Source organism: Orenia metallireducens (assembly GCF_003001995.1).
Taxonomy (GTDB): Bacteria; Bacillota; Halanaerobiia; order Halobacteroidales; family Halobacteroidaceae; genus Orenia; species Orenia metallireducens_B.
Genome location: NZ_PVNB01000009.1, coordinates 58967 through 71861 on the forward strand (window position 1 = coordinate 58967; position 12895 = coordinate 71861).

The following is a 12895-nucleotide window of genomic DNA, read 5'->3' on the forward strand; positions in this document are numbered from 1 at the left end:
GCTAGAATAATTATGTAGATGAGGTGATAGTTACTATGGTAGTGGGATTATGTACAATAGAGTTAAGAATCCCGATGAGCCATTCTCTCAAGAATAAACGGGGAGTACTGAAGAGTTTGATTAATCGAATTAAAAACCGATTCAATGTATCTATTGCAGAAGTTGCTCATCATGATGATTGGAAATTAGCAACTGTGGGAATAGTAACAATAAGTAATAATACTATCTATGTACAGCAACTATTAAATAAAGTAATAGAATATATAGAGGATAACTATTTAGATGTTCAACTATTTAATTATACTATAGAGTTTCTCTAAGGGATCTATTGGTAAACATTAAGAAGTCTGGGTAGAAGTATATCTCTATCCTAATGCTTTTAATATAGGAGTTATTAATAAGTTTTTATAAGGAGGAAATAATTATGGCTAAAGAAGCTACAATTTATCATCTGTATCATAGTGGGGTGGCAATTAAGACGGCAGATCACTTTCTAATCTTTGATTATTATAATGATACTCCTAATAAGGGGAACAGAAATATCGTAAATGGTGTAATAACTAATGATATTCTTAAACGGGAGGATAATATTATCGTCTTTGTAACTCATAATCACCATGATCACTTTAATCCAATTATTTTTGACTGGGAGAAGTTAAATTCTGATATTACCTATATCCTAAGTGATGATGTTGAAGCTGAAGAAGAGGATAATCGCTATACTATGACTAAGTATCAAGAGATTAACTGGGAGAATGACATTTATATTAAGGCCTATGGTAGTACTGACCAAGGATTATCTTATTATGTAGAGGTAGATGGACTTAAGATCTTTCACGCAGGTGATCTAAGCTGGTGGGACTGGAAGAGATTCACTGAAGAAGAGAGAAAGACAGAAGAGGAAGATTATAAAGAAGAGATTGAAAAGTTAACAGAAAAAGAGGTCGATTTGGCCTTTGTACCTGTTGACCCTCGATTAGAGGAGAGTTATTATTTAGGTGGGAGATACTTTGCTGAAACAATTAAACCACAGATGATAGTACCTATTCATTTTACTCACAAGTATGATATTACTAAGAAGTTTGCCCAAGAGCTTAAAGACTTACAAGTAGATGGGGCGATCATTGAACGGCGTGGTGAGAAGATTAAATTTAGAAAGTATTAAAAAGAAGCTAACATATAATGTTATAATTTTTAAACCAGACAGAATTCTGTCTGGTTTTTTGTTTTAATTAGAAGAAGTTAATTACAGTTTGACGCCAGTATAAAATTAAATATATCTAAAGTTTATTTCAAATTATCTATATTAAAGTTCTGTTTTAATTAATATTATAGTTACCTTGTAATAATTCCCATTGATAAATCACACCTTAACTAACTATAAATATAATATTATATATTATTTTTTAATAAAGAGGTGATATTGTGGGAGAATATGATAAAGATAAGAGTAAGCTGCAGCAGGTTCCACCAAATACAAAGGCTTATCAAATCAGAAAAGGTGATACACTCTATTCATTGGCACAGCGTTTTAATACGACAGTAGCTGCAATTATCTCTGCTAACCCTAAGATAGACTCCGATAATTTACAAGTGGGAGATAAAATATTTATACCATTACAAAGAGATTATCCATCTTGCCCAGAAGGAAACTACTATACTATTAAGGCAGGAGACAGCTTTTATACTATAGCAGATAGATTTAATATAGCAGTAGTTGATTTGCAGGAAGCCAATCCCTATGTTGAAGCTAATAATCTCAAAGTTGGTGAAGTAATCTGCATTCCTCTAGCTACTCCACCGGTAAAATGTCCTCAAGGCTCAATTCTTTATATAGTAAAAAAGGGAGATACTCTTTACTCTATATCTAAAAAGTATAAGATCTCAGTAGCCAAATTAAAAGATGCTAATCCAAAAATTAATCCTGAACAATTATTGATTGGTCAGAAGATATGTATCCCAGCTAATTAAGGTTAGAAAGCTAAATTAAATTTAAGGTGAATTCTTGCCAGTCTAAGGGGCTGGCTTTTTATATGAGAAGTTTATTAAAAACACGTACATTTATACTTGATTTTATTATTTTTATTAGTTTATTTTCTAAGATGATAGTGTTTCTTTTATGATTTACGTATCTTAGTCGAATTTTGTTTGATTTTTCCCTTGATATCAAGTATAATAATAGAACAAGATTTTTTATTATGAAATTATTTTTCATATTGTGAAAACTTAGAGTCGTAAATAATGTAAAATTATTAATAATAGGTAGTAGAGGAGGAGTAGAGATGATTACAAGAAGAAATATGCCTTCACCAGAGGGATTATATTATCCTGAGTTTGAGAGGGATAATTGTGGTGTTGGATTTATTACCAAAATAGATGGTGAAAAGAGCCATAAGGTAGTAGAGAAGGGACTAGAGATTTTAGAGAGATTAGAGCACAGAGGAGCAGTAGGAGCAGACCCAGCGACTGGAGACGGTGCTGGTATTTTAATGCAATTACCTGATGAATTTTTAAGAGCAAAGGCAGCAGAAGAAGGATTTGAACTACCAATAGTAGGTGACTATGGGGTAGGGATGATCTTTTTACCACGTAAATTAGATGAGAGTTTATTGGCTGAAGGAATTATTGAGAGTATTATTCAAGAGGAAGGACAAGAGGTATTAGGGTGGCGTGATGTACCAGTTGTGGCTGATGCAATCGGTGAAACAGCGGCTAGTACTTTACCGGTGATTAAGCAGGTATTTGTTAAAAAGGCTGAAAACTTGGATAATTTTGAATTGAAATTATATATTATTAGAAAGAGAATTGAAAAGGCTATCGAAGAGAGTGAGATTAAGAACGCTGAACTATTCAGTATTCCTAGTTTTTCTAGTAGAGTTTTAGTATATAAGGGACTAATCTTACCAGAACAGATGAAAAAGTTTTACTTAGATTTAGAGGACAAGAGTCTAAAATCGGCTATTGCTTTAGTACATCAACGTTTCAGTACTAATACATTCCCATCTTGGGATTTGGCACAACCTTTTAGATATCTAGCACATAATGGTGAGATCAATACTTTGACAGGAAACCATAACTGGATGATTGCTAGAGAGCCGGATTTAGCTTGTGATGCGATAGGGGATGACATAAGTAAGCTATTCCCAATCACTGATTTAAGAGATAGTGACTCGGCTAACTTAGACCATGCTTTTGAATTATTAGTAGCTTCTGGAATGAGTTTAATTGAGGCTATGACTATGCTAGTTCCTGAGCCATGGGAGAAGAATCAATTTTTAAAAGAAGAGGTTAGAGATTATTATGAATATAATGCTGGCTTAATGGAACCATGGGATGGTCCAGCAGCTATTGCCTTTACTGATGGGGTACAGATGGGTGCTACCTTGGATCGTAATGGTTTAAGACCAGCTAGATATACAGTTACTAAAGATGGGTATGTGATCTTGGCTTCAGAGGTAGGAACATTAGAGATTGACCCTGCTAATATTGCAGAAAGCCGTAGATTACAGCCAGGTAAGATGCTGTTAATTGATACAGAAGAGGGTAAAATCTACTCTGACGAAGAGATTAAAGAGAAGGTTAGTACAGCTAAACCTTATGGAGAGTGGTTAAAGAATAATAAGAAGTTTTTAAAGGACTTAACTGGAAGTGTGGAGTGTCACAGTGAAGATTTTGGTACTTTAATTACTAGGTTAAAGAGCTTTGGTTATAGTCGAGAAGATTTAAGTGTAATCATTGGACCTATGGCTGAGAATAAGAAAGAAGCAATTGGTTCTATGGGTAATGATGAGCCGTTAGCTGTTCTATCTAATCGTGCTAAGTCATTATTTGATTACTTTAAACAGTTATTTGCACAGGTAACAAATCCACCAATTGATCCGATTCGTGAAGAGATAGTTATGTCTTTAAAGACTAATATTGGAGTTAAAGGTAATGTTTTAGAAAAGACTGAAGATAAAGCTAAAACTATTGAATTAGAATCTCCAATCTTAAGTAATGTAGATTTAGATAAGATTACTCATTTAAATGATGAAGACTTTAGATCTAAGGTTATTCCTATGGTCTTTGATCCTCAAGCAGAGAATGGTTTGGAGAAAGGATTAAATCGATTATTTAAGTATGCTAAAGAGAGTATTGAAGCTGGAAATAATATCTTAGTGTTAAGTGATCGTAAGGTTGATGACTTTAATGCCCCAATCCCAGCTTTATTAGCAACTTCTGCTTTACACAATTATCTAATCAAAGAAGGTAAGAGAAATGGTGTAGATATTATTGTAGAGACTGGAGAGGCTAGAGAAGTAATGCATTTTGCCTTATTAATTGGTTATGGTGCTTTAGCAGTTAATCCGTATTTAGCTCTAGAGAGTATCTCTTATATGAATGATAAAGAGCTTTATTTATCTTCTGGAGATGAAGAAATTAAAGCAGAACGTAAGAAGGCTTATGTAAAAGCTATTAATAAAGGTTTATTAAAGATTATGTCTAAGATGGGTATCTCTACAATTCAAAGTTATCGTGGGGCACAGATCTTTGAGGCTGTTGGCTTAAGTCAAGAGTTTATTGATAGATTCTTCCCAGGAACTACTTCTAGAATTGAAGGTATTGGACTTGAGGTTTTAGAGCAAGAGGTTCTTAGTAATCACAAGAAAGCCTTTAAAGATATTAGAAGTAATAATGATGAGTTGTTAGAGAATGAAGGTAAATATAAGTGGCGCCCTAAAGGTGAAAAACATCTATTCAGTCCAGAGGCTATCGCTACGTTACAGCATGCTGCTAAAGTAAATGACTATGATATCTATAAAGAGTATGCTGAAATGATCAATAATCAAGCTAATAACTTATCTACAATTAGAGGTCTCTTTAAGTTCAAAAATCAGAACCCAATTCCAATTGAAGAGGTAGAGAGTGTTGAAGAGATTAGAAAACGTTTTGTAACAGGGGCTATGTCCTATGGTTCTATTTCTAAAGAAGCCCATGAAACTATCGCTAAAGCTATGAATGCTATTGGTGGTATGTCCAACTCTGGAGAGGGTGGAGAAGATCCAGAGAGATTCAAAGATGATAGAAGAAGTGCAATCAAGCAGGTTGCTTCAGGTCGTTTTGGAGTAACTACTGAATATTTAGTAAATGCTGACGAGTTACAGATTAAGATGGCTCAAGGTGCTAAGCCAGGAGAAGGTGGACATTTACCAGGTCGTAAGGTAAGTGAAGAGATTGCAAGAGTTCGTCATACTTCACCAGGTATTGATTTGATTTCGCCACCACCTCACCATGATATCTATTCAATTGAGGATTTAGCACAGTTGATCTTTGATCTTAAAAATGTTAATCCTGAAGCAAGAGTGAGTGTTAAGCTAGTATCTAGAATCGGTATCGGTACAATTGCAGCTGGTGTATCTAAGGCTCATGCTGATATGATCTTGGTATCTGGTTATGATGGTGGAACAGGAGCAGCACCACTTACTTCCATTAAGCATACAGGATTACCTTGGGAGTTAGGATTATCTGAGACTCATCAAGTATTGGTTAAGAATAACTTAAGAGGTAGGGTAAGAGTACAGGCAGATGGTCAGATGAAGACTGGTAGAGATATCGCAATTGCTGCTTTATTAGGGGCAGAAGAGTATGGATTTTCTACAAGCTCACTAGTTGTACTTGGATGTATTATGATGAGAGCTTGCCATAGTAATACTTGTCCTGTAGGTGTAGCTACTCAGAATCCAGAGTTACGTAAGAGATTTAATGGAAAGGTAGAAGACTTAATCAACTTCTTTACTTTCATTGCTCAAGAGATGAGAGAGATTATGGCAGAATTAGGCTTTAGAACAGTTGATGAAATGATTGGTAGAGTAGATAAGCTAGAGATGAATGATGCTATTAAGCATTGGAAATCTCAAGGAATTGATTTAACTAAGATTTTACATCAACCAACATTGCCTAAGAAGATTGCTAATCGATGTGTAGAAGCTCAGGATCATGGTATCGATGATATCCTTGATCGTAAGTTGATTAAACTTGCTCAACCTGCTTTAGAAAATGGCGAGAAAGTAGATTTAAACCTTGATATCTATAATGTTAATCGTACTGCAGGAACTATGTTAAGTGGTGAGATTGCTAAGCGTTATGGTGCTAAAGGATTAGCTGATGATACAATTAATATCAACTTTAAAGGTTATGCAGGACAGAGCTTTGGTACCTTTGGTATGCAAGGGTTGACTTTAAACTTAGAAGGTCAAGCAAATGACTATATTGGTAAAGGTTTATTTGGTGCTAAGATTATCATCAAGAAACCTCAAGACTCTGATTTTAAAGCCCATGAAAATATTATTGGTGGTAACACGATCCTTTATGGAGCAATTCGTGGACAACTATACATGAATGGTATTGCTGGAGAGAGATTTGCTGTAAGAAACTCTGGAGCTTTTGCAGTAGTTGAAGGTGTAGGAGACCATTGCTGTGAGTATATGACTGGTGGTAGAGTAGTGGTTTTAGGAGAGACAGGTCGTAACTTTGGTGCTGGTATGAGTGGTGGTATCGCTTATGTATATGATGTCGATGGTGGGTTTGCAGATAGATTGAATACAGGTATGGTAAATATAGATGAACTAGATGGTCATGATATAGCAGAGCTTAAGGATTTGATTGAAAATCATGCTAACTATACTGGTAGTGAACGTGCTCAAGAGATTTTAGCAGATTGGGATAATAGCTTAGGTAAGTTTGTTAAGGTAGTTTCTCCAGCTTACAAGCAATTGTTAGCTAAGAGTAGGAAGGAGGCAGAATAATGGGGAAATTAGGAGGATTTTTAGAGTATAATCGTGAACCAAGAAAGAAGCGTAGTGTAGAAGAGAGGGTTAAAGATTATAAACAAGTATATGAGCCTATCGAAGAGGATTATATTACTAGACAAAGTGCTAGATGTATGGACTGTGGTGTTCCTTTCTGTAGCTTCTCCTGTCCAGTAAATAACTTATGTCCAGAGTGGAATGACCTTGTTCATAAGGGTGAATGGGAGCAAGCATTAGAGAACTTACACAGTACAAATAACTTCCCAGACTTTACAGGGCGAGTCTGCCCTGCCCCTTGTGAGGGAGGATGTGTTTTAGGAATCAATGATGACCCAGTATCTATTAAGAATATCGAATTCTCTATTTCTGAAAAAGGATGGAAAGAAGGCCTAATTAAGCCTCAACCACCTAAGGTTAGAACTGGAAAGAAGGTTGCGGTAGTTGGATCTGGAGTAGCAGGTTTAGCAGCTGCTCAACAGTTAAATCGTATGGGACATTCAGTAACTGTCTTTGAACGTGATGATAAGGCAGGAGGAATGTTGGTTTATGGAATTCCAGACTTCAAGATTGAGAAATGGGTTGTAGAACGTAGAGTAAATCAGATTAAAGAAGAGGGAGTAGAATTTGTCTTTAATACTGAAATTGGCACAGATTATCCTGCTGAAAGGTTAGAAGCAGAATTTGATGCTGTAGTCCTAACTGGTGGAGCTAGAGAAGCAAGAGACCTACCAGTTCAAGGGCGTAATTTAAGTGGTATCCACTATGCTATGGACTTTTTAACTCAACAAAATAGTATCAATGCTGGTAAAGAAGTATCTTCAGAAGATAGAATAAATGCTAAAGGTAAAAAAGTACTTGTCATTGGTGGTGGAGATACAGGTGCAGACTGTGTAGGAACTTCTACTAGACAAGGTGCGGAAGCTGTTTATCAAATTGAATTATTAGATAAACCTGCAGAAGAGAGAACTACAGACAATCCTTGGCCACAGTATCCTCAAATTCTAAGAACATCTACCTCTCATCAAGAGGCTGAATCCTTTGCTAAGGATGAAAAATTTGGTGTACGAGAATGGTCTATCGCAACTAAAGGCTTTGAAGGTGATGCAGCGGGTAATGTTAATAAATTTAAAGCTGTCAAGGTTGAATGGGTTGAAGATGAGAATGGCAAGAAGACTATGAAGGAGATTGCAGGTAGCGAATTTACTTTAGATGTAGATTTGGTATTATTAGCTATTGGTTTCGTTCATCCTGAGCACAAAGGAATGTTAGAGCAGTTAGATATAGAGTTTGATGGGCGTGGAAATGTACAGACAGATGGTAGTTATCAAACAACTAAAGCTAAAGTATTTGCTGCAGGAGATATGAGAAGAGGTGCTTCTTTGATTGTTTGGGCAATTAGAGAAGGACGTGATGTAGCTGAAGCGGTGGATGGTTATTTAATGAATTAAATAACTATCATGAAGGATTTGGTGTTTAAACCCGCAGGTAGACCCGAAGGGATAAATTAAATAAGTAAGAGATAAAAGAGGGCATTTAGCCCTCTTTTATTATTTTATGATGAATTAGCTAATTTATCTATAATGAAAGGGTTTATCGATTCTCTAAACTCAAGCATAGTTATAAATAATAATTAAACTGCACTCTAAAATTTAGATAAAAATTATATATAAATTTTTAACAAAAATTAATCAAAAAGAATGAAAAATGTTATTGGTTGAAGAATATAAATAATAGTTATTTCTAAAATAGTTAGGGGTGAGGGGAAGCTATGGATCAAGAATTGGCTGAAATGAATATTCAAGATAATTTAGATGATGAGCAGTTTAATCAGGTTTCTACTGTAGAAGAGAAGGAGTATATGGTTATTCAAGGTAAGCTAGCTTATGGTGGTCGTAATGAGACCTATGGGTTACTTAATGCAATTATTAATAGAGATAATGGAGAGTTAATTAATTTAAATGTTGCCTTTAGTAATAAGGATGAAGTAGTTTATCTTGAACCTAATAGCAAGGCTTTTGATAGAATTTTTTCCAAACTATCTGATAAGGAGAGGCTGGATGGAAGAAGGTTAAAGACTTATTTATTAAACAATATAACTAAAGATGATATTCTTCTATTTAATGATCTAGTAGTTCAAAACAATTTGGAGCAGATTAAGGATATTTTAAGGTCAAAATTGGAAGATTTTACAAGGGAAGCAGTAGATTTGAATATATACTCAGAGTTTCAAAGTGAAGAAGAGATAAGATATAGTCATCCTAACTTACTTATTAATGAAGATGATGGGCTAGACAATATTGAAGAAGAGATTATCGAGTTAGATGTAGCCCCTGTTATAGCTCCTATTAATGGTAAGAGGATTAGTCAATTTAAAAAGAATGATGGAATTTTAGTTCAAATTAAAGAAGAGAGTTATAATGAATATCAGGATATAATCGACCACTTTATTGTAGATGCTAACAAGAGATATATTAAAGGGATTATTGATTATATCATCTTTAATGGTCCGATTAAATCTTATGATATTATTATTAAATTTTCCTCTAATATCTATAGTCAACTGCTAATAGAGACAGAGGGTGAGCTGAAATTAGCAATTCCTCCTAAGAAAGAGGTAGATGATGCAATAGAATATGAACTGATAAAAGAAGAGGTTAGAAAAGAGCTTGAAGTTGAGCTTAGAAGTGAAATTGAGCAAAGGTTGCGAGTGGAGCTAGAAGCAGAGATAAGAGAGAAGTTAGAAGAAGAGCTAACTAATAGAATAGAGCAGGAGCTACGGATAGAATTAGAAAGGGAGATAAGAGAGAGGATAGCAAAAGAGGATAAAGGAGATAAGCTTAGAAAAGAGGATAGTTTGTTTAAGAATAGGCCTACAGTGGTTGCAAATAAATTAATAATCAATATATTTATCTTAGTGAGCTTATTTATTTTAATTTTATTAGGGCTTATTTACTATTATAAAAATCCTCTATAGATTTTTAGATAGTCGATGTCTGATTAGAATATTTTAAAGTTAGGGGGGAATTTTGCCTCCTCTTAACTATTTTGTGATGTAATATTTTCTATTATAGAAAGGCTATATAAGATTATAGATATAATGGTATTTGCCTTTGAATTTTATCTTCTTATTTGGGTAGGTAGTTGTCTATTTGAGTAATAACAAAAGGAATAAGTTATAATATTTAAGTAAATGAAAATGATTTTTCATGTATGAATTCTATCTCTTTTGTAAAATATAGAAATGATACTTATTAACGTATTTCAACTAAGCTCATATTAATTAATAGTCTAATCTTTATTTTGACGGGAGGTAGAAGAATGGAAATAATGAAGGTCACTAACCAAGAAGAGTTAGAACAGTTAATACAACGGGTTAAATCTGCTCAAAGAGAGTATGCTACATATCCCCAAGAACAAGTAGATGAGATTTTTAGAAAAGCAGCTATTGCGGCCAATGACAACCGCATTACCTTGGCTAAGTTAGCTGTTGAAGATACTGGAATGGGAATAGTAGAAGACAAGGTGATTAAGAATCATTTTTCAGCAGAGTTTATTTATAATAAATATAAGGATGAGAAGACCTGTGGAATTGTAGAGTATGATGCTTCCTTTGGCTTGAAGAAGATAGCAGAGCCAGTAGGAGTATTGGCAGGAATTGTGCCAGTAACCAACCCAACTTCCACCACTATCTTTAAATCATTAATTGCATTAAAGACAAGAAATGCTATTATCTTCTCACCCCATCCTGGAGCTAAAAGATGTACTATAGAAGCAGCTAAAATTGTTTTGGAGGCAGCTGTAGAAGCAGGAGCTCCAGAAGGGATTATTGGATGGATTGATGAGCCATCAATTGAAATGTCCCAAACTTTAATGCGCCATAAGAATATCAGTATGATTTTAGCTACTGGTGGACCAGGAATGGTTAAAGCAGCTTATTCCTCAGGTAAGCCAGCCATTGGTGTAGGCTCAGGAAACACACCAGTTGTGATCGATGAAACATGCCACCTTAAGATGGCAGTCAGCTCAATTTTGATGAGTAAGACCTTTGATAATGGTGTTATCTGTGCTTCTGAACAGTCTGTAGTCGTTGTTGATGAAGTATATGAGGATGTCAAGAAGGAGTTTGCTGAGAGAGGGGCTTATATTCTCTCACCAGAACAGAAAGCACAGGTAGGAGATGTAGTTATAGTCGATGGTCATGTCAATCCACAGATTGTCGGTAAGCCAGCTTATCAGATAGCAGAGTTGGCAGGTCTAGAAGTTCCTGAAAGTACTAAGGTATTAATTGCAGAAGTTGAAGATATCGGTGAAGCAGAACCCTTCTCATATGAGAAGTTATCACCAACCTTAGCTATGTATAAGGCTCATAAATTCGCTGATGCTGTTGATATTGCTGTTGAGCTAGTACGTTTTGGTGGGATTGGTCATACCTCGGTACTTTATACAGAACTGATTAACCAAGGTAGAATAGATTATTTTGGTTCTAAGATGAAGACTGGAAGGTGCTTAATCAATATGCCTGCTTCTCAAGGAGCGATAGGTGATATCTATAACTTTAAATTAGATCCTTCTCTAACTTTAGGTTGTGGATCTTGGGGAGGAAATTCAGTAAGTGAGAATGTGGGGGTTAGACACTTGCTTAATATTAAGACTATTGCTGAAAGAAAAGAGAATATGTTATGGTTTAGAGTCCCAGAGAAGATTTACTTCAAATATGGTTCCTTACCTACTGCAATGAGTGAGCTAGAGAATAAAAAGAGGGCATTTATCGTTACTGATAAACCATTATATGATATGGGATATGCTGATAAGATTATCAATGAGCTAGATGAAATGGGAATTGACCATAAGGTCTTCTCTGATGTGGAGCCCGACCCTTCAATCTCTACAGTAGAAAAAGCAGTTAAGCAGATGAGAAGCTTTGACCCTGATATTATCATAGCTCTTGGTGGAGGTTCTCCCATGGATGCTGCTAAAATCATGTGGTTAAAGTATGAACATCCAGAAGCAGAGTTTAAAGAATTATCGATGACCTTTATGGATATCAGAAAGAGGATTTATCAATTCCCTGAGTTAGGAAAGAAGGCCTACTTTGTAGCTATTCCTACAACCTCAGGAACTGGTTCAGAGGTAACACCTTTTGCTGTAGTTACCGATGATAAAACAGGAATTAAATATCCAATTGCAGATTATGAGTTGACACCAGATATGGCAATTGTGGATCCTGATTTAGTCTTATCGATGCCACCAAAATTAACAGCATACTCTGGTTTTGATGCCTTAGTTCATGCTATAGAAGCCTATGTGTCAGTACTTTCTAGTGAATATACCAAAGGACTTGCATTAGAGGCAATTAGGTTGGTTTTTAAGTATTTACCAGACTCTTATCGAAATGGTTCAGAGGATAGAAAAGCCAAAGAGAAGATGCATTATGCAGCAACAACTGCAGGCATGGCCTTTGCTAATGCATTTTTAGGAATTGGTCATGCTATGGCCCATAAACTAGGATCTACCTTTGATTTGCCCCATGGTCTAGCTAATGGGTTATTAATCACTCAGGTTATTAAATATAATGCTACTGATGTTCCAATTAAGCAGACAGCATTTCCACAATATAAATATCCACTGTCTAAGCGTAGATATGCCAAAATTGCAGAGCATTTACAGCTTGGTGGAAATACTGATGATGAAAAAGTCGATTTATTAATTGAAGAAATTAATAAACTTAGAAGAGAGATTGATATGCCAATGACTATTGAAGAAGCAGGTGTAACTGAGGTTAACTTCTATAAGAAATTAGATAAGATGGCAGAGCTTGCCTTTGATGATCAATGTACAGGTGCAAATCCGAGATATCCATTAATTGATGAGATTAAAGAGCTATATATCAAAGGGTTTAAGGGTGAGATATAAGAAAAATCCTAGCTAGAAATAAAAGCTACCCCATAGTGTAGAGAGGAAAAAAATCTACTCTATGGGGTTTTTATATATGGTGGTTAGTATATTTAATTCAGAAGAGGTCACTTAATGCAAGTTGATATTGTTATTATAATGACAGATCATTTTTGTAAGAAGTACCTCAATTGCTGCTCGCTTTAGAAGTATTT

The 12895-nt window shown here is 35.1% G+C and carries 7 protein-coding genes; all 7 read left to right on the forward strand.

Annotation, left to right across the window (positions count from 1 at the left end; translation table 11 throughout):
• Positions 1–23 precede the first annotated feature (23 nt).
• The 7 genes from BX659_RS08150 (at position 24) to adhE (ending at position 12701) form a co-directional block, all read left to right on the forward strand.
• A complete protein-coding gene (locus BX659_RS08150; protein ID WP_219884427.1) occupies positions 24–320 on the forward strand; it encodes a DUF503 domain-containing protein in 297 nt (98 codons plus the stop codon).
• 104 nt (positions 321–424) lie between these two features.
• Positions 425–1165 (forward strand): MBL fold metallo-hydrolase, encoded by a 741-nt coding sequence (locus BX659_RS08155; protein WP_097017965.1) that lies wholly within the window; start codon positions 425–427, stop codon positions 1163–1165.
• Between the two features lie 260 nt (positions 1166–1425).
• Positions 1426–1971 (forward strand): LysM peptidoglycan-binding domain-containing protein, encoded by a 546-nt coding sequence (locus BX659_RS08160; RefSeq protein WP_172431897.1) that lies wholly within the window; start codon positions 1426–1428, stop codon positions 1969–1971.
• A gap of 311 nt (positions 1972–2282) precedes the next feature.
• A complete protein-coding gene (gene gltB / locus BX659_RS08165; protein WP_097017966.1) occupies positions 2283–6785 on the forward strand; it encodes a glutamate synthase large subunit in 4503 nt (1500 codons plus the stop codon).
• Positions 6785–8236 (forward strand): glutamate synthase subunit beta, encoded by a 1452-nt coding sequence (locus BX659_RS08170; RefSeq protein WP_097017967.1) that lies wholly within the window; start codon positions 6785–6787, stop codon positions 8234–8236. The genes gltB and BX659_RS08170 overlap by 1 nt, the downstream gene beginning before the upstream one ends.
• Positions 8237–8556: 320 nt before the next feature.
• Positions 8557–9762: a hypothetical protein gene (locus BX659_RS08175; RefSeq protein WP_097017968.1), complete on the forward strand. Its 1206-nt coding sequence runs from the start codon at positions 8557–8559 to the stop codon at positions 9760–9762.
• 353 nt (positions 9763–10115) lie between these two features.
• Complete coding sequence (gene adhE / locus BX659_RS08180) at positions 10116–12701, forward strand: bifunctional acetaldehyde-CoA/alcohol dehydrogenase (RefSeq protein ID WP_097018002.1); 2586 nt, start codon at positions 10116–10118, stop codon at positions 12699–12701.
• Positions 12702–12895: the final 194 nt, after the last annotated feature.